Source organism: Brevibacterium sp. GP-SGM9 (assembly GCF_047300845.1).
In the GTDB taxonomy this organism is placed as follows: Bacteria; Actinomycetota; Actinomycetes; order Actinomycetales; family Brevibacteriaceae; genus Brevibacterium.
This window is the reverse complement of record NZ_CP178563.1, coordinates 2,264,082-2,282,723: the sequence shown is the minus strand read 5'-3', so window position 1 is coordinate 2,282,723 and position 18,642 is coordinate 2,264,082. Positions and strand designations below refer to the sequence as shown.

Annotated in this window: 15 protein-coding genes and 1 pseudogene; 10 read left to right on the top strand and 6 right to left on the bottom strand. The window is 65.0% G+C overall.

From position 1 onward, the window contains the following. Positions 1 to 30: 30 nt before the first annotated feature. Together ACH82I_RS10310 and ACH82I_RS10305 are read right to left on the bottom strand one after the other, a co-directional pair. A complete protein-coding gene (locus tag ACH82I_RS10310) occupies positions 31 to 1,695 on the bottom strand; it encodes a BCCT family transporter (protein ID WP_413332372.1) in 1,665 nt (554 codons plus the stop codon). Positions 1,696 to 1,783: 88 nt separating this feature from the next. Beyond that, on the bottom strand, positions 1,784 to 2,758 hold the full coding sequence (locus tag ACH82I_RS10305) for a flavin reductase (RefSeq protein ID WP_413332370.1): 975 nt from the start codon (positions 2,756 to 2,758) through the stop codon (positions 1,784 to 1,786). A 147-nt stretch (positions 2,759 to 2,905) separates the two neighbouring features. Between ACH82I_RS10305 and ACH82I_RS10300 the strand changes: the two genes are divergently transcribed. The 6 genes and pseudogenes from ACH82I_RS10300 (at position 2,906) to ACH82I_RS10275 (ending at position 7,732) form a co-directional block, all read left to right on the top strand. Continuing rightward, positions 2,906 to 3,643, top strand: coding sequence for an amino acid synthesis family protein (locus ACH82I_RS10300; protein WP_413332368.1), 738 nt, complete (start codon positions 2,906 to 2,908; stop codon positions 3,641 to 3,643). Further along, positions 3,640 to 4,191, top strand: coding sequence for an amino acid synthesis family protein (locus tag ACH82I_RS10295; RefSeq protein WP_230745434.1), 552 nt, complete (start codon positions 3,640 to 3,642; stop codon positions 4,189 to 4,191). Before ACH82I_RS10300 ends, ACH82I_RS10295 begins: the two co-directional genes overlap by 4 nt. 13 nt (positions 4,192 to 4,204) lie before the next feature. Beyond that, on the top strand, positions 4,205 to 4,948 hold the full coding sequence (locus ACH82I_RS10290; protein WP_413332366.1) for an alpha/beta fold hydrolase: 744 nt from the start codon (positions 4,205 to 4,207) through the stop codon (positions 4,946 to 4,948). After that, positions 4,945 to 6,425 (top strand): annotated as a pseudogene (locus ACH82I_RS10285) (aldehyde dehydrogenase). The gene ACH82I_RS10290 and the pseudogene ACH82I_RS10285 overlap by 4 nt, the downstream one beginning before the upstream one ends. Before the next feature lie 4 nt (positions 6,426 to 6,429). Further along, positions 6,430 to 6,627, top strand: coding sequence for a 2-hydroxymuconate tautomerase (locus tag ACH82I_RS10280; protein ID WP_230745429.1), 198 nt, complete (start codon positions 6,430 to 6,432; stop codon positions 6,625 to 6,627). Positions 6,628 to 6,685: 58 nt separating this feature from the next. Then, positions 6,686 to 7,732, top strand: a complete 1,047-nt coding sequence (locus ACH82I_RS10275) for an LLM class flavin-dependent oxidoreductase (protein WP_230745428.1) — start codon at positions 6,686 to 6,688, stop codon at positions 7,730 to 7,732. A gap of 36 nt (positions 7,733 to 7,768) precedes the next feature. Here the strand turns inward: ACH82I_RS10275 and ACH82I_RS10270 are convergent, their stop codons facing one another. From ACH82I_RS10270 to ACH82I_RS10260, 3 genes are all read right to left on the bottom strand, one after another. Beyond that, positions 7,769 to 8,476, bottom strand: coding sequence for a GntR family transcriptional regulator (locus tag ACH82I_RS10270; RefSeq protein ID WP_230745427.1), 708 nt, complete (start codon positions 8,474 to 8,476; stop codon positions 7,769 to 7,771). A 335-nt stretch (positions 8,477 to 8,811) separates the two neighbouring features. Further along, positions 8,812 to 10,026 carry a formaldehyde dehydrogenase, glutathione-independent gene (gene fdhA, locus ACH82I_RS10265; RefSeq protein ID WP_413332361.1) on the bottom strand — a complete coding sequence of 405 codons (1,215 nt, stop codon included), beginning with the start codon at positions 10,024 to 10,026 and terminating at the stop codon, positions 8,812 to 8,814. A gap of 207 nt (positions 10,027 to 10,233) precedes the next feature. Further along, on the bottom strand, positions 10,234 to 11,166 hold the full coding sequence (locus ACH82I_RS10260; RefSeq protein WP_413332360.1) for a LysR family transcriptional regulator: 933 nt from the start codon (positions 11,164 to 11,166) through the stop codon (positions 10,234 to 10,236). A 249-nt stretch (positions 11,167 to 11,415) separates the two neighbouring features. Between ACH82I_RS10260 and ACH82I_RS10255 the strand changes: the two genes are divergently transcribed. From ACH82I_RS10255 to ACH82I_RS10245, 3 genes are all read left to right on the top strand, one after another. After that, positions 11,416 to 12,642, top strand: a complete 1,227-nt coding sequence (locus tag ACH82I_RS10255) for an aromatic ring-hydroxylating oxygenase subunit alpha (RefSeq protein WP_413336754.1) — start codon at positions 11,416 to 11,418, stop codon at positions 12,640 to 12,642. After that, positions 12,639 to 14,117 carry a flavin reductase family protein gene (locus ACH82I_RS10250; protein ID WP_230745424.1) on the top strand — a complete coding sequence of 493 codons (1,479 nt, stop codon included), beginning with the start codon at positions 12,639 to 12,641 and terminating at the stop codon, positions 14,115 to 14,117. Before ACH82I_RS10255 ends, ACH82I_RS10250 begins: the two co-directional genes overlap by 4 nt. A 109-nt stretch (positions 14,118 to 14,226) precedes the next feature. Next, complete coding sequence (locus ACH82I_RS10245) at positions 14,227 to 16,791, top strand: GcvT family protein (RefSeq protein WP_413332358.1); 2,565 nt, start codon at positions 14,227 to 14,229, stop codon at positions 16,789 to 16,791. Between the two features lie 116 nt (positions 16,792 to 16,907). Here ACH82I_RS10245 and ACH82I_RS10240 read toward each other — a convergent pair whose 3' ends face one another. Further along, positions 16,908 to 17,501, bottom strand: a complete 594-nt coding sequence (locus tag ACH82I_RS10240; protein WP_413332355.1) for a TetR/AcrR family transcriptional regulator — start codon at positions 17,499 to 17,501, stop codon at positions 16,908 to 16,910. 229 nt (positions 17,502 to 17,730) lie between these two features. Here ACH82I_RS10240 and ACH82I_RS10235 point away from each other — a divergent pair, with 229 nt between their 5' ends. Beyond that, positions 17,731 to 18,600: a hypothetical protein gene (locus ACH82I_RS10235; protein WP_413332353.1), complete on the top strand. Its 870-nt coding sequence runs from the start codon at positions 17,731 to 17,733 to the stop codon at positions 18,598 to 18,600. The last annotated feature ends 42 nt before the right edge of the window (positions 18,601 to 18,642 follow it).

Here is an 18,642-nt window from a genome sequence, read left to right as displayed (position 1 = left end):
GGTGAAGAGCTGCCGGCCTTCAGCCCGAGTTCAGAGTCCGAGGATGCGTCGCTCGCGGGTGATCTCGTCGACGACCTGATGATCAGTGCGCAGCTCTTTGATCAGTGCGATTCCGAGAACGATGACGATTGCCGTGAACGGCACGGCTGAAAGCATCGCCGCTTGCTGCAGTGCCTGAAGTCCCCCGAGCAGCAGCAGGACGACAGCGCTGGCACCGGTGAGGATTCCCCAGGTGGCGATGACTGGTCGGCGCGGCTCGAATGATCCTCGCGATGAGAGTGAACTCAGGACGAAGGTGTTTGAGTCGGCGGAGGAGACGAAGAACAGAATGACCATCAGGATTGTGAAGATCGAGGACAGCGACGACATCGGCAGCTGACCGAGAAGGCTGAAGAAGGCCGTGTCCAGATTGTCCTGAGTGGCCTGACCGATCGAAGCTCCGTCCATGTCGAGCTTGATCGCAGAACCTCCCATGATGGTGAACCACAGGAAGAACACGGCACTGGGAACGAGGAGGACGCCGGCGACGAACTGGCGAATTGTGCGGCCCTTGGAGATCTTGGCCAGGAAGATGCCGACGAAGGCGCTCCATGACAGCCACCACGCCATCATGAAGTAGGTCCAGCCAAGCATCCATTCGCTGTCTTCAGCGCTGGACGGGGTCATGAAGCTCAGCTGCAGAAAGTCTCCGGCGAACGACCCGATGGAGCGGACGAACAGATTGGAGACGAAGCCGCTGGGCCCGGTGATGAAGACGAACAATCCGAGGATCGTCGCCATCGTCAAGGTGATCTGAGAGATGTATTTGATTCCTCGGCTCACTCCTGTCAGTGCTGACCCGGTGAAGAGCAGTGTCAGCACTGCGATCACGATGATCTGCAAGACGATGGTGGAATCGATGCCGAAGACAGTGTTGAGTCCTTCTCCGATCTGAGAGGCGCCGAGTCCGAGTGATGTCGTGGTGCCGAACAGAGTGGCGATGATGGTGAGGATGTCGATGAAGTTGCCCACCCAGCCGTCGACGAAGCGGCCGAGCACCGGACGCAGCATCGCAGAGACAAGGGCCGGCCGACCCTTGCGATGAGTCGAGTAGCCGATGGCCAGACCGAATACGCCGAAGATTGCCCAGGCTTGGAAACCCCAGTCGAGATAGGAGAACTGCATCGCGCGAATCGCAGCATCCATGGTTTCGGGCTCTGCCAAGCCGTGAGGCGGAACCATGAAATGCGACATCGGTTCGGCGACGCCATAGCTGACGAGGCCGATTCCCATCACTGCAGCCAGGATCATCGCCAGCCACGTGATGGTGCTGTATTCGGGTCGAGAGTCTTCTGAACCCAGTCGAATGCGACCGAACCGACTCGCTGCGAACCACACGAGCATGACGATCGCCGCGAAAGGAACGACCAGATAGATCCACCCGATCCCCGAAGCGACGGAGTCCATCGCAGAGGTCATGATCGCGCCGAGGCTGCCAGGAGACAATGCCGCCCACAGGACGAATGCAATCACAAACCCGACCGACCAGAGGAAGACCCTTCCGATCGAACGGACGGAGCGACCGCCTGTGTCAGGCTTGGCAGCGCTTGGTTCTGTCTCTAGGTCTTCTGACATCGACATCGTTGTCTCCAAATGTAGGTGGGTGCACTGTGACGCAGTAAAGGGGGGATCGCGGGAGGAAATACCGAGCTTCATCGGCGGCAATTATTCAGCACGCGGCTATGGCTTGGGAAATGACGGCGAACGAGGCTCCGCGAACACGGTCGTTCGCGGAGCCTCGACGTCACAATGCGGTGAGGTCCTGGCTGTCGAAGAACTTTCCGGCCTTGTAGATCATCGGTTCGTCCTCCGAGGCATCTGCGCTGCGCACCCGACCGATGAACACGGTGTGTGTCAGCGCTTGGAACCGCTCCTTGATCTCGACCTCGATCGAGGCCGCGGAGTCATCGATGAGCGGTGAACCGTGGGCGCCGCTGTGCCAGTCGAGTTCGGCGAACTTGTCCGCCGCCTTCGAGGCGAAGGTGCCGATGGTCTGCCTCTGATTGCGGCTCATGATGTTGATGCCCATGTGGGTCGAGCGGAAGAGCGCGGGATAGGTCGAGGAGGTCTTCTGCACGCACACGAGGACGAGCGGGGGATCGAGCGAGATCGAATTGTAGGAGTTCACCGCCAGCCCACGCGGCTTCCCGTCCTCGTCCGTCGTGGTCACCACCGTGACACCGGTGATGAACTGACGGTTGAAGGCCTTGAGGGACTCTGCGGAAGGTTCGCCGGAGAGATCGTCGGTGACCACATCCTCGGGATAGGACTCGAATGCCGAGGACAGAGACTTCAGGCCCAGGTCGGCGAGCAGCTCGTGGGCGTCCCAGGTCACCTCTTCGCGGCTGATGCGCCCGTCAGTGATGGTGATGAGGTTGGAGCCGTGGGTCGTCACTGACTGGCCGGTGGGCGGAACGTCGTTGAGCGGTTGGGTGAATGTTCCCGTCGAGTGCCAGTAGATCGCGCCCTGGTCGCCTTCGATGAGGATCCGGTCGACCGTGGTGGTGAGATCGGGGAAGGCCGCGCGGATATCGCTGATCTCGGTCTTGGTCTCCGCGGCGCTTCTCTCCTTGCCGGAGTTCGCGGATACGCGCACATAGTCGTGGGCGAAGAGGGAATCGAGGGCATCGGTGGTGCCGGTGTCCCATGCTTCGCGCCAGGTTTCGGTGATGGTCGTCTTCACGTCGTCGTAAGGACGTGCTTCTGTGCTCTGTTGCATACTAGAGATCGTAGGATCACTGTGATGCATTAGTCAATAGTCCCGCAATGACGTGATTTATCGGCGATTATCCGGACTATTGACTTTCATCTTTGCATGCAAGTAGATTCCTTGTATGCAACAGACTGGAGTTTTGACACGATGAGCATGACCACCGCAGACGGGCAGCAGCACCGCATCGACCACCTCGGCGAGTGCGACGAACTTCCCGCCGACTTCGAAGAGCTGGCGCAGCGACTCGGCGTCCGCACCATCACGACCCACCGGGAGGAGATCCTCGCCGAGGCGGACGTTGCCCTGAGCCGACCGCTTCAGCAGGCGGCAGCCGTCGCCGTCCTGCGAAACCCGTGGATCGACATCGACCAGCACAGCGACGTCGACCCGCACAATGATGCCGGCTCGCACAGTGACGTCGACCCGTACAGCGACCTGGGACCGGCGACCGAGATGATCGCTCCGGTGCTGGCCAAGGTGCTCACCGACCGGCTGCTCTCGGCCCTGGGGTCGGCCGAGAACGTCGAAGCCTTCGGCAAGGGCGCCGTCGTCGGAGTCGGCGGCGAGATCGAGCACGCCGGGGCGCTCATCCATACTCCGTACTTCGGCAATATCGTGCGCGAAATGCTCGAGGGCACATCGGTCATCTGCTTCGCCGACGGCCGCTCGGGTCCGTCGACGTCCATCCGCGTGCCGATGTGGCACAAGACCCATGCCACCTCGCGCGACCACTACCAGACAATCGACGTCCATCTCTCGGACTCACCGCGTGCCGACGAGATCTGCGTCATCGCCGCCGCAGCGACAGGTCCCAGGCCGTTCGCCCGCATCGGCGACCGCAGAACCGACGGAACAGTCACCACCGAAATCCTGAAAGGACTCGTCAAATGAAGATCCGCAAACTCACCACCGTCGTCGAAGAGGTCCTCGCCGAAGGCGGCCGGAAGACCGACCCCGTCATCACCATCGCCGCGGTCGCGGCCGTCATCGAGAACCCGTGGCACGGCCAGGGCTTCGTCGACGACCTCGGCCCCGGCATCGAAGCGACCGCCAGCGCCCTCGGCGCCGAGCTCGCCCCGCGCGTGATGACCGCGCTCGGCGGCAGCCTCGAAGCCTACGGCAAGGCCGCGATCGTCGGTCTCGACGGGGAGATCGAGCACGGTTCGGCTCTCATCCACACTCTCAAATTCGGCAACCACTTCCGCGACGCCGCGCAGGCCTCCACCCTGCTGCCCGCCGTCGAGAAGCGCGGCGAGGCTGGAGCGGTCTTCGACATCCCGCTCAAGCACTTCACCGATGCCACGATCCGCTCGCACCACCAGACCTTCGAATGGCGGGTCGCCGACGCGCCTCATGCCGATGAGATCCTCATCGCGCTGGCAGGTTCGACCGGTGGCCGACCGCAGCAGCGCCTGGCCCCGCTGACCGCAGACAAGTAGGAGCGAGGCAGACATGTCGGATGACGAAGACGTCCCCGTCGTGCTGCTCCACGGGGTGGGGCTCGACCGCACCGTCTGGACGCGCCTCGAAGCACGGTTGGCCGGGCCCACCTCGGCGATCGACCTGCCCGGCCACGGATGCCAGCCGGCGTTGAAGGCACCGACGAGCCTCACGGAGATGGCTGCGGACGTGCTCTCGAGGATTCCGGCCGGACCCGTCCACCTCGTCGGGTTCTCCCTGGGATCGCTGATCGCCGAGCACATTGCGATCACCAGCCCCGCACGGGTGCGGACGCTGACCTGCGTGAGCTCCGTGTGCGCCCGCACCCCGGACGAAGCGGCGGCGGTCGGCCAACGCCTCGAGGGAGCGGCCAACGATTTCACCGGCAGCATGGACCGGGCGCTCGATCGCTGGTTCCCGGACGGCACGGAGACCGCCGAACTGCGGGACGAGACCCGGAAGGTCCTCGCGGCCAACGACCGGGACTCCTACCGCCATGCCTATGCCGTCTTCGCCACCGGGGACCGTGAGCTCGAACCGGAGCTGGGCTCAATCGAAGCCCCCACCCTGGCGATCACAGGTCAGCGCGATCCGGGCTCGACGCCGGAGATGAGCCGACGCCTGGCCGAGCGGATCCCCGACTGCCGGGTCGTCATCGTCCCCGAAGCCCGACACATGCTGCCCATGACGCACCCCGAGGCGCTCGCCGAGCACCTCACAGAACTGTTCCACACCACAGAAGGGAGTCGACGATGACTGTGCGACTCGACCATTTCATCGCGGGAGGCCATCATGCCCCCGCCGACGGGGACTACCTCGAGAGCACGAACCCCGCCACCCTCGAGACCCTCTACACCTTCGCTCGCGGCACCGCAGCCGATGTGGCCAGGGCCGTCGAAGCGGCGCAGTCGACCTTCGAGTCCTCGGCCTGGCAGCGCACCACCCCGACGCAGCGCGGACACCTGCTGCGTCGGTTCGGCGACCTCATCGGGGAGAACGCCGCGGAGCTCGCCCGATTCGAGAGCGAAGACAACGGCAAGCTGCTGCGCGAGATGAACGGACAGCTCAAGGGACTGCCCGAATACCTCTACTACTACGCCGGCCTGTCCGACAAGGTCCAGGGGTCCCAGATCCCCACGAACTCGCCCGAGGTCATCAACTTCACCCAACGTGAGCCCCTTGGCGTGGTCGGTCTCATCACCCCGTGGAACTCCCCGATGACGCTGACGATCTCGAAGCTCGCCCCGGCCCTGGCCGCCGGCAACACCACGGTCGTCAAACCCAGCGAATACACCTCGCGGACGATCCTGCGCCTGGCCGAACTCGCCTATGAAGCCGGATTCCCCGCCGGTGCGGTCAACGTCGTCACCGGCCTCGGCGCCGAGGCGGGGCAGGCACTCGTCGATGCGCCGCAGCTCGCGAAGATCTCCTTCACCGGTTCGACGCAGACCGGATCGGCCATCGCCCGGTCCGCGGCCGGTCGCTTCATCGGCTCGACGCTCGAGCTGGGAGGCAAGTCCCCGAACATCGTCTTCGACGACGCGAACGTGGACAATGCGGCGATGGGTGTCATCGCCGGCATCTTCGCGGCGGCCGGGCAGACCTGCATCGCCGGGTCCCGGGTCTTCGTCCAGCGTGGTGCCTACGAGGAACTCCTCGAGAAAGTCACGGCACGGGCGGCCTCGATCGTCATCGGCGATCCGATGGCCGAGGACACCGAGCTCGGACCGCTCGCCTTCGCCTCTCAGCGGACAAGGTAGAGGAATACGTCCGCCTCGGCGAGGGCGAAGGAGGACGGATCGCCTTCGGAGGTCGGCGACCCGAGGTCGGCCTGCCGGGGTACTTCTTCGAACCGACCGTGCTCACGGAGACGACGAACGACATGCAGATCTGCCAGGAGGAGATCTTCGGGCCTGTCGCGGCGATCATGCCCTTCGATACCGAGGATGAGGTCCTCGGCCTGGCCAACGACACCGAATACGGGCTGGCCGCCGGAGTGTGGACGCAGAATCTGGCCCGCGGAATGCGGATGTCCCAGTGCCTTGACGCCGGCACCGTGTGGATCAACATGTACCGGGCGATGTCGCCGATGTCCCCACGGCAGGGCTTCAAGAACTCGGGTGTGGGCATCGAACACGGACTCGAATCGATGCACGAATACACGCGGCTCAAGAGCGTGTGGATCAACACCGACGAAGGTCCGGTCGCCGACCCCTTCGTGCTGGGGCGCTGATTCCATGCCGCTCATCGACATCTCGATCGCGCGGGGACGGACTCCCGAACAGCTGCGGGCGCTGATGAAAGGCGTCCACGAGGCGGCAGCGGCGACGACCGGAGCCGCCGACGAGAACATCACCGTCATCGTCCGTGAGGTCGAGAAGGACCTCTGGTCCCGGACGAACACGACGATCACCGAACGCGAAGACACCAACTGAGATAACCGAGCGCACGCGCTCGGAGCACCACGAAAGCTTGAGATCAAAGGAGTACATTATGCGCTTTTCACTCTTCCTGCACATGGAACGCTGGGACGATTCGATCAGTCACGAACAGCATTGGCAGAATCTCGTCGAACTCGTCAAGATCGCCGAGGCCGGCGGCTTCGGCACCGTCTGGATCGGCGAACACCACTCGATGGAGTACGTCTCCTCACCGAGCCCGATGCCGCAGCTGGCCTACCTGGCTTCCCAGACCTCGACGATCCGGCTGGGCTCGGGAACCATCATCGCCCCGTTCTGGCATCCCGTGCGGGCGGCCGGAGAGGTCGCCCTGCTCGACGTCATCAGCGGCGGCCGCGCCGAGGTGGGCATCGCCCGCGGCGCCTATCAGTTCGAGTTCGACCGGCTGGCAGGCGGAATGCCCGCCGCCGACGGCGGGGAGCAGCTGCGCGAACTCGTCCCGGCCATGCAGAAGCTCCTCCAGGGTGACTATGCCCATGAGGGCAAGCACTGGCAGTTCCCGGTCTCGACGGCCGTGCCGAAGCCGGTGCAGACCCCGACGCCGCCGATCTGGTTGGCCGCACGCAGTCCCGAGACCCATGACTTCGCCGTCGCCAACGGCTGCAATGTCCAGGTCACCCCGCTGATGAAGGACGACCGTGAGGTCGAGGACCTGATGAACAAGTTCAACACCGCAGTCGCGGCCCACCCAGAGATCGAGAAGCGCCCCGAGATCATGGTGCTGCGCCACACCTACCTGCACTCGCCGGAGGATTCGGAGGGCTGGAAGGTCGGCGCGGCCGGGGTGAACAAGTACTACCGGACGTTCTCATCCTGGGCCTTCGGGAAGAAGGATCCCGTCGACGGCTTCCTCGACCCCACACCGGAGGAGAAGTTCGCCGACCGTCCCGAGTTCGAGCTCGAGGCCCTGCACAAGTCTGCGATGATCGGCACCCCCGCCGAGGTGACCGAGCGGATCCGTCACTACGAAGAGCTCGGCTACGACGAGTACAGCTTCTGGTCGGACAATGCGCTGAGCTTCGAGGAGAAGAAGGCCTCGCTCGAGCTGTTCATCGCCGAGGTGGTTCCGCAGTTCAGCTGAGGGCGCTCAGCGGTGCCCAGAGGTGCTCAAGGGTGCTCAGTCTTCGTGTCCCCCGTCATCCGCAGGCTCCTCGCGCTCGAGCGAGAGGGTTGTGCGGGTGCGGGGGACGAGGAGTTCCTGGGTCGACGCGAACACGTGGGCGCGCATCGCCGTTTCGGCTTCGAAGGGGTCTTTGTCCTTGATCACGGTGAGGATGTGGCGGTGCTCGGCGCTCGACGTCACGGCACGCCCGGGGTGCTCGAGCGTCCTGCGCACGAGCCGGAAATAGGCGAGCTGGTTCATCAGGCGCTCGTATTGTTCGACGAGCTTGGTGTTGTCGGCTCCGTTGACCAGAGTCTGGTGGAAGTCCTGGACCTGCGCGGCGTAGGTGTCGGTGTCCCCGGCATTCGAGGAGACCTCCGAGGCGGAGACGATCGCCTCGAGCTGGTCGAGTTCGGGGCATGAGCCGCGTCTGGCCATGAGTGCGGCGGCCAGTCCCTCGAGGACCTCCTTGAGCTGGAAGAGCTCGACGATCTCGCGCCTGGTCGGTTCGCGGATGAAGGTGCCCACCTTCGGGCGGATCTCGATGAGCCCCTCGAGTTGGAGCTGTTTGAGGACTTCCCGGATCGGTGTCCGGCTGACGTCGAACTCCTGAGCCAGAGAGACTTCCGAGAGCGGGTTCCCGGGTTCGAGCTCGCCGCTGGTGATCTTCGTCCGGATGCGTTCGAGGAGCGTGGCGGGCGGTCCGACTGGGGGAGTGTTCATAGCTCCGATCGTATGTTGCATGCATCAGGCGGTCAATTGGCTGCTGGTGCCACTGTGGCTGAGTGGGTGACTTCGTTGCATCCCGGAATGTTTGGCACCTTCGTGCTGGGGATTGTGCGCGGGTGTGTGAAGTGGCCGCGCGAGGTCATTGCCATGCAAGACTGCGCTTGGCGGGCCGGCGGGTTGGCGGATGACACTGCCGCGGGCCAATGGCTGGCGCCACCTCGGTGTCCTGTGCTGAAACACCGGTGGAGCGTCCAGACGCGGGTGTGCACACCCTAGTCTCGACGCTCCACCGGTGTGTCGGTGACGAGCCGTCGGTCCTCAGGCCGAAATCAGGCGCTGATCAGCCCGTGGGGGTCGAGGACGAACTTCTTCGCGACTCCCGAGTCGAAGTCGGCGTAGCCCTGTGGGGCATCGTCGAGTCGGATCGGCGTGGCATTGACGTTCTTCGCGATCGAGACCTTGTCGTGGAGGATCGCCTGCATGAGCCCGCGGTGGTACTTCATCACCGGGCACTGACCGGTGACGAAGACGTGGGACTTCGCGAAGCCGAGGCCGAAGCGCATCGACAGCGAACCCTCCTTGGCCGCCTCGTCAGGAGCTCCCGGATCGCCGGTGACGTAGAGTCCGGGGATGCCGAGGCTGCCGCCGGCTCGAGTGATGTCCATGAGCGAGTTGAGCACGGTCGCCGGAGCCTCGTGGCTGGCGTCCTTGCCGTGACCGCGGGCCTCGAACCCGACGGCGTCGATGCCGCAGTCGACCTCGGGGACGCCGAGGATCTGCTCGATCTGATCCTTCGGATCGCCCTTGGACACATCCACCGTCTCGCAGCCGAAGGCGCGCGCCTGCGCGAGGCGGTCCTCGTTGAGATCGCCGACGATGACGACGGCCGCACCGAGCAGCTGCGCCGAGGTGGCCGCCGCGATTCCGACGGGACCGGCACCGGCCACATAGACCGTCGACCCCACCGTGACTCCTGCGCCGATGGCCCCGTGGAAGCCGGTCGGGAAGATGTCAGAGAGCATGGTCAGGTCGAGGATCTTCTCCATCGCCTGATCCTTGTCCGGGAACTTCAGCACGTTCCAGTCCGCGTAGGGCACGAGCACGTACTCGGCCTGTCCTCCGACCCAGCCGCCCATGTCGACGTAGCCGTAGGCCGAGCCCGGGCGATCCGGGTTGACGTTGAGGCAGATCCCGGTCTGGCGCTCCTTGCAGTTGCGGCAGCGCCCGCAGGAGATGTTGAACGGCACGGAGACGAGGTCGCCGATCTTGGTGAATTCGACGTCACGGCCGACTTCGACGACCTCGCCGGTGATCTCGTGTCCGAGGACCAGGCCTTCGGGTGCGGTGGTGCGGCCGCGGACCATGTGCTGGTCGGAGCCGCAGATGTTCGTGGCCACGGTCTTGAGGATGACGCCGTGGTCGACCTTGCGGCCGACGTTGGCCGGGTTCACCCCGGGGCCGTCCTTGAGGACGAACTCCGGGTAGTCGATGTCGATGACCTCGACCTTGCCGGGACCTGCATAGCTGATTGCCTTGTTGCTCATCGTTGAGTCTCCCATGTGATGGTGTGCGGATGGCCGGGAGGACATCCGGTTCCGGGCCTTCGATTCCGTTCCATATGCAGACACGCTTGCTGAAATATTAGTTGTCGATCATATGTAACTGAAGTCTCGCCGTGATTGACGAACTCTGTCAAGCATCAGAGCGGAATCGTTGCGCGGGTATGTTCTGACTGGTGACGGCGGGCCCGATCAGGCATCCTCGCGCAGCCGCGTGGACAGGATGTGCTTCGAGGTCGTCCGCAGATGGGTCAGTGATTCCCGGATCAGCGGCGACCGTCGGCTGCCGGCACGCATGGCCGCGATGATCTTTCGGCTCAGCCGACCGGATCCCATCAGGCGAACGCGGCTGACGTTGTCCTCGCCGGCGAGGCTGGCGAGCCTCGGCAGCAGGCTGACCCCGATGCCCGCGCCGACGAGCGCGGCCGAGGTCTCCCATTCCGCCGACTCGTGCGCCACCGTCGGCGTCACCCCCGCCGCCGTGAACGCTGCGACGAACAGGGAGTGGTAGGGCGATCCCGGCCCGGCCGTGATCCACTCCTCTCCGGCGAGCTCGCTCAGAGTCACCGACTCCCGCCGTGCGACCGGATGGTCCGAGGGGACCATGACGTCAAGGGGGTCGTCGAGGAGGTCGACGCTCTCGAAGCGCGTATCCTCTTCGACCTGGACGTGACCCTGCATCGAGACGATGACCGCCAGGTCGATGCGCTCGGCGACGAGGAGTTCGAAGCAGCGGGTCGGACTCGCCTCGACCACATGGACGGTGACCTCCGGGCGGCTGCTGCGCAGCTTCGCAGCGAGCGGCGCAAGGAGATTCGACGAGGCGGTGGAGAAGCCGCCGATGCCGAAGTGCTTCGGGGTCTGGTCCCCGGCGCTCAGCGCCCCGGCGCGGATGTCCTCCCACGTTGCGGTGAGGGCATCGGAGCGACGCACCAGATAGCGGCCGGTCGAGGTCAGCTGCAGACTGCGTCCGTCCTTGACCAAGAGCGTCATCCCCAGGGAGTGCTGGAGGTCGCGGAGCTGTCCGGACACCGCCGAGGGGGAGTACCCGGTGAGTTCGGCAGTGGCGGCGATGGTGCCGCATTCGGCGAATGTGCGCAGGGTCGTCAGGCGCGGATCGATCATGATCACAATTATGCAGTGAATCCGCATGGTGATGAACAGGATCTCGCGCTTTTCCTGCAAAGTGAAGCTCGCTAATGTGTCATCCGTGATCGAGCTCACCGAATTCGACCGCGGTGGTCGAATCGGCGGCCGCACTGCCGAGAGACCACGACCGGATGACATCAAGGGAGATGAGAGTTGACCGCTACGAATCTGGCACCGACGAAGAAGGGCTTCCCCGCAGGTTTCAGCGAGGACAAGCTCGATGAGATCCGAGTCCGTCTCGACACCCGTCGAGCCGGCTTCTCGCTCGAGGCGCCGTTCTATACCGGCCCGGACATCTTCAACCTCGATATGCAGGGGATCTTCGGCCAGCACTGGGTGTTCGCCTGCAGCGTCGCCGAGGTCCCCGAACCCGGTGACTACATCACCCTCGACTACGGTCCGTACTCCCTTGTCGTGCTGCGCAACGACGACGGCGGGGTCAACATCCTCCACAACGTCTGCCGCCACCGCGGGGCCAGAGTGCTCACGGAGACCAGCGGTACCACGGGCAACCTCGTCTGCGGATACCACTCGTGGACCTATTCGCCCGACGGCGACCTCATCCACGCTTCGGCGCCGGGTGAGATGACCTTCGACAAGTCCTGCTATGCGCTCAAGCGCGCCCACGGCAAGATCGTGGCCGGGCTCGTCTTCCTCTGCCTGGCTGACGAGCCGCCCGCCGACTTCGACGAGACGGCGAAGATCTTCGAACCCTACGTCGCGCCTCATGAGCTGGAGAAGACCAAGGTCGCCTACCAGCAGAACATCATCGAGGACGGCAACTGGAAGCTCGTGATGGAGAACAACCGCGAGTGCTACCACTGCGACGGCCATCCGGAGCTCGCGTGCTCGCTGTTTCCGACCTGGGGTCTGACCGATGAGACCATCCCGCCGCACCTCGAGGACGTGTGGGACCGCAACCAGCAGGCACAGGCCGCGTTGGAGTACCGGTGCCGCCGCTACGGTCTGCCCTACGAAGTGGTCGAGGAGCTCGACACCCGCATCGCCGGCATCCGCATCTCCCGGGAATCCCTGGACGGAGAGGGCGAGTCCTTCTCGGCCGACGGCCGTCGGCTGTCGAAGAAGCTCCTCGGCGACCTGCCCGACTTCCGCCTCGGCCGGTGCTCGATGCACCTGCAGCCAAACTCCTGGTTCCACCTCCTCGGCGATCATGTCATCACCTTCGGAGCGTTCCCGATCAACGCGCACCAGACCCTTGTGCGGACCACCTGGCTCGTCGCCGACGATGCGGTCGAAGGCGTCGACTACGACCTCGACACCCTCACCCACACGTGGAAGCAGACGAACCTCCAGGACAAGGCATTCGTCGAGCTGTGCCAGCAGGGGGCTGCGAGCCCGTTCTATGAGCAGGGCCCGTACATGAAGAGCGAATATCAGGTCGAGGCCTTCATCAGCTGGTACGTGCAGCGGATGCGGGAGCATGTGGGATGAAGGATTCCGCTGACCCCCTGGTTCCGCTCGCGCAGCGGGTCCGGGGTCTGGAGATGCCGTGGAATCGAGTCCTGTCCAGCACCGCCGGTCCTGCGGGTGCGGCCACAGCCCTGGGGCCCTGGCATCCGCAGGAGTTCTCGGCGGAATGCGTGGAGACGATCCCCGAAGCCGGGGGCATGATGGTCTTCGTCTTCCGCCGGATGGACGGGGCTCCGTTGGCCTTCCGGTCCGGGCAGTACATCAACATCGACTTCCCCATCGACGGTCCCGACGCGGAGCCGGTGTCGCGCAGCTATTCGATCTCGAGCGCCCCGACCGAACCGTGGACGTTCTCGATCACCATCAAGCGCGACCCGAAGGGCCGGGTGTCCCCGTGGGCTCATGAGAACATCCGGCCGGGCACGGTACTCGACATGCTCGGTCCCGTCGGTGCCTTCCACCTGGCCGACTACGATCGGCGGGCGCGCTTCCTCCTCCTGGCGGCCGGTGCCGGGATCACCCCGATGATGTCGATGATCCGCACCGTTCATTCCCTGCCCGGCCAGGCCGATGTGGTCCTCCTCTATCACGGCTCGGCACCCGATCGGTTCGCCTTCGCCGAGGAGCTGGACTTCCTCGCGAAGGCGGACTTCCGGATCAAGGTCATCTACTGCCTCGGCGATCGGGAGCAGTCAGCGGACTCGGGGTGGGCAGGTCGGACGGGGCGGCTGTCGGCTGAGCTCATCGACGAACTCGTCCCCGATGCCAACGGCCGTCAGGTCTTCGCGTGCGGTCCCGAGGGCTACCTCAATGCTGCGACCGACTACCTGCGGTCCCTCGGCGTCGACGACACGTCGATCTTCATGGAGTTCTTCTCCGGCGACAGGCAGATCCGCGCCGAATACGCCGAAGAGGTCGCCATCGCCGGTGAGATCGCCGAGGAGATCGCGGCGTCGACCGAGGAGTACTACGAGTCCCAGCCCGCCGCGCTGGACATGTACGAACCCGAGTACGATGCCGACGGCCCCGTCGAGGCGGTCGGTGCGCCGGTTGAGGCGGTGGACGCCGAGGCGGTCGTGCCCGTCGACGACGAGGTCGAGATCGAGGTCATGGGATTCACGGATGTCGAAGCCGACAGTGAGACCGACGCCGCGACAGCCTCGGCGCCGGCGTCGACGGCAGATGACGAAGCCGCCGTCGTCGATCCCGCCGCTCTGCCTACAGTGGGCGAGGGCGAGCACACACTGTCATTCGTGCGCAGCGGACTCAACGTCCGCGTCGGGGAGGACGATACGGTCCTCCAGGCCGCGCGGAAGGCCGGGGTGAAGATTCCCGCGAACTGTCAGGAAGGCATGTGCGGCTCCTGCAAAGTCGTCAAGCTCGAAGGAGACGTCGACATGAACCATCAGGGCGGCATCCGGGCTCGGGAGATCGACGCGGGGAAGTTTCTTCCCTGCTGCTCGACTGCGAAATCGGACCTCGTCATCGATGCCTGAGGCTTCTCGCCGCGAGCGTTCGCAGCTCGGCCCCGGGCGAAGCGAACACGAATCAGCACCACCGAAGCAGAACCAGCACCACCGAAGCACTACCGACAAAGGAGTACCCGTGCCGAATCCCTCACCACGCGTCGTCATCATCGGAGCCGGCATCGTCGGAGCCAACCTCGCCGACGAACTCGCCCAACTGGGCTGGACGAACACCCTCGTCATCGAACAGGGTCCGCTGGACATCCCCGGCGGGTCGACCTCGCATGCTCCCGGCCTCGTGTTCTCCTCGAACGGCTCGAAGTCGATGACCGAGTTCGCGCAGTACACGATCGAGAAGCTGACCTCGCTCAAGGGCGCCGATGGGCGCGGTTCCTTCCTGCCCGTCGGCGGGCTTGAGATCGCGACCCAGGAGGACCGTCTGCAGGACCTGCATCGCCGGGCCGGTTGGAACCGGTCCTACGGCGTCGACGCCGAGGTGGTCGATGCCGATGAGTGTCTGCGCCTGTTTCCCATGCTCGACCGCGACATGGTCCTCGGCGGTCTGCTGACTCCCGGCGACGGCTTGGCGCTGGCAGCCAAAGGGACCCAGCTCGTCATCGAACGGGCACGGGCCGCCGGAGTCGAGTTCCGCGACCGGACGGTCGTCACCGACATCGAGACCGCAGGGGGCAAGGTCACCGCGGTCATGGCGGGTGAAGATCGGATCCCCGCGGACATCGTCGTCTCCTGCGCCGGTTTCTGGGGTCCGAAGATCGGTGAGATGGTCGGCACCTCGATCCCGCTGCTGCCCTTGGGCCACCAGTTCGCGTGGACGACCGAGGTGCCCTCTCTGGTGGGCAAGAACGAGAAGCCGGCCGGTGCGCAGGCGCCGATCCTGCGTTACCAGGACAAAGACCTGTACTACCGCGAATGGGGCGAGCGGATCGGCATCGGCTCCTACGCCCACCGGCCCATGCCCGTCGATCTCGACACCCTGCGCAGCTACTCGCCGGAGGAGATCACGAGCGAACGGATGCCCTCGAGCCTCGACTTCACTCCGGATGACTTCGCACCCGAGTGGGAGGCGACGAAGAAGCTGCTGCCCGAACTCGCGCAGACGCAGATCCAGCGCGGCTTCAACGGCATCTTCTCCTTCACCCCCGACGGCGGGTCCCTGGTCGGTCAGTCGCGGCAGGTCGACGGATTCTTCGTCGCCGAGGCGGTGTGGGTCACCCATGGTGCGGGCATCGCTCGCGCGGTGGCTGAGCTCATCGCCCACGGTCGTTCCGAGACCGATCTGTCCGGGGTCGATCTCAACCGGTTCGAGGACGTGCAGACGACCCCGGAATATGTCAGCGAGACTTCACAGCAGAACTTCGTCGAAATCTACGACGTCATCCACCCGCTGCAGCCACGCGTGTCACCGCGTGATGTGCGCTCGAGTCCCTTCCGCCGGCAGCAGGAGGAGCTGGGGGCCTTCTTCCTCGAGACCTCCGGGTGGGAACGCCCCCACTGGTTCGAAGCGAATGCCGCGCTGCTCGAGGCGATGCCTCCCGAATGGGCGGCACCCGAGCGGGACGCCTGGGCGGATCTGTTCCATTCGCCGATCGCCGCGGCCGAGGCCTGGAAGACCCGCACCTCGGTGGCGATGTTCGACATGACCCAGCTCAAACGCTTCGAGGTCACCGGCCCCGGCGCCGGGGTGCTGCTGCACGGGATGACGACTTCGTCGATGCTGCGCAAGCCCGGGGCCGTGAGCTACACGCTGCTGCTCGATGAGGCCGGCGGCATCACCAGCGATATCACGGTGGCGATCCTCGACGAGGAGACCTACCAGGTGGGTGCGAACTCGAACATCGACTTCGCGGTGATCTCCCGGGCGGCGAAGCACCAATCGGCCGCTGACCCCTCGAAGTGGGTGACCGTGCGGGAGACGACGCCGGGCACGTGCTGCATCGGCCTGTGGGGACCGCTGGCCAGGGACGTCATCTCCAAGGTCACCGAGGAGGACTTCAGCGACGAGGGACTCAAGTACTTCCGCACGAAGCCCGCGGTCCTCGGGGGCGTGCCGGTCACGGCGATGCGCCTGTCCTACGTCGGTGAGCTCGGGTGGGAGATCTACACCTCGGCGGATCTCGGCTCCAGGCTCTGGGATGTGCTGTGGGAGGCTGGGCAGGAATTCGGCATCATCGCCGGCGGCCGTGAGGCGTTCAACTCGATGCGCTTGGAGAAGGGGTTCCGGTCCTTCGGCACGGACATGACCAGCGAACACGAGCCCGTCCAAGCCGGGCTGGGATTCGCGGTCAAGGCCTCGAAGACCGATGACTTCATCGGCAAGGCCGCGTTGGCCGACCGCGCGGCCGCGGCTACGAAGAAACTGACCTGTCTGACCTTGGACGTGCCCTCGGACGTCGTCCTCGGCAAGGAACCGGTGTACGTGGTCGCTGGCGGGGCCGGAACTGAGCCCGGGGTCGCCTCGGCGGGAGGAGCTGGCGGCGTCGGTGACGGAACGGGCAAGGCCGACGGCTATGTCACCTCGGCGGCCTATGGATACTCGATCGGGAAGTCCATCGCCTACGCCTGGCTGCCGAACACCCTGTCCGTCGGTGACTCGGTCGAGATCGAGTATCTGGGACGTCGCCTGCCGGCAACCGTCACCGCCGAACCCCTCTTCGATCCGGAGATGACCCGGCTGAAGGGCTAGGAACGGCGGCTCCAGCGCCGCAATAACGGTCGAGCGCCGAGACAACTGTGTGTGCACAGTGGTCTCGGCGCTTCGTCGTTGTCGAGTTGGCAGTGAGGGTGGGGCCGCGCCGAGAACTAGTCGGTGCTCGACTCCTCCATCGAAGCGACCGCGGCAATGGCGGCGGCGATGGGGCGATCGAGCCAGTCGGGGATCTGGCCGCCGATGTAGCCGCGCACCATTCCGTACGGAGTCTCTCGGCACGCCAGGGCGATCAGCGCCAGCCTGCGCTGAGAGACCTCGCCGAATCTCCGGCGGGTGAGTTCGGTGATGTGTGCGGCGACGGGATCGTTGAGTCCTGTCAGTTCGTCGTTGAGTCCCTTCGGCGGGTTCGCGAGCAGCTCGGCGTGCCGGTAGAGGGTGAGGGTTCGCGCTTCTGCGGGATGTCTGCGACAGAACCGCGGGATCAGCAGACCCGTTTCGACGATCGCTTCGAGAGGGTCTTCGATCTCCGTGACGGTGGCAAGGCTGTCCTGGAAGTGATGAACGCACCGGATCCACGCTGAGGCGAACAGTGCCTCGCGGGTCGGGAACCGGTGATAGATCGACCCCGAAGGTGCGCCGAGGATTGTGGTCACGTCCGAAACGGTGGCCGCATGGCCGCGATTCGCGACTGCGCTGACGGCGGCAGCCAGAATGTCCTCGCTGGAGTAGAGAGCGCGTTTCGCCATGTCGGTCAGCCTACCGTCGTCGTGGAGCCGAGATGCACGCACCCCGCAGGTGGTTGTCTGTGTGCACTGATGGGGAAGATGATCGTCGATTCCGGATCGCGGGGTTGACCGTGCATGCTCCCTGAATCATACTAGAGAGAGTTCTCTAGATAAAGATGTCTAATTAGGAGTCGACATGGCCGTCGTGCACAGACCCAGGCACGTCCCGACCGTTCAACGATTCGCGCTGGTGGCTGCCATCACCGCCGTACTGCCCTATTCGATTCTCAAGCTTCTGTGGCTGGGCGGCTCGACGGTGGGTCTCTCATCGACCGCGGGAGCTGAGGAGATGGTCGGAGCACGGCATGTGATCGGCAATGCCCTGACGCTTGGGATGGTGGCAGTCGCCATCGTGTTCATGGTGTTCCTGACCAAGAGGTGGGCCCTGCGGATTCCGGGTGCGGTGGTGTTCGTGCTCGGTGCTGGAGCTGCCGGACTGCTCGCACCGATTCTGTTCGGCCTTCCGGTCGGTCTGCTCGTCGAGGCGATCGTCGTCGGGAGCGTGCGGCCAGCCGATCAGGACACGGCCCCCTGGGTGTTCGGTGCCGTCTATACCGGGTTCTGTGTTCTGGCAGTTGCGCTGGCGGTGATCGTCGGCGCATATGTGGTTCATCGCTGGGGTGATCTGCTGACGACTCCTCCGCCTGCTCCTTCTCGACGGGTCGTCGCGATCGGTGCCATCGGCATGCTTCCGTTCTCCTGCGCCATGGCCTATTGGGCGATCGCCGGTCCGGGGGAGGCGGGCCCGCAGGGCATGGAGCAGCTGTCCCAGCGGGCGGTGCTGCTGGCGACAGCTGTGGTCGCACTGGCAGGGCTCATCGCTCCGCTGGTCCCGCGACTGTGTCGGCTCATGCCTCGGACGGCTTGGCTGCTGACGTGGACGGGGTGCTGCGTGGCCGCGATCCAGGGGCCGACTCAGATTCTGCTCGCCCAAGGCGGTGTCGCCGAACCGCTGGTGGTCGCGATCGCCATTGCGGCGACTCCTGGAGCGAGCGTCTACGGTGTGGCCGTGCTGCGCAGACATCTGCGCAATGCCGTGCCGAACCGATCACGCACGTAACTGAAGCAGCAGTGCACAACGGTGAGCGCTCAGCCGTGAGCG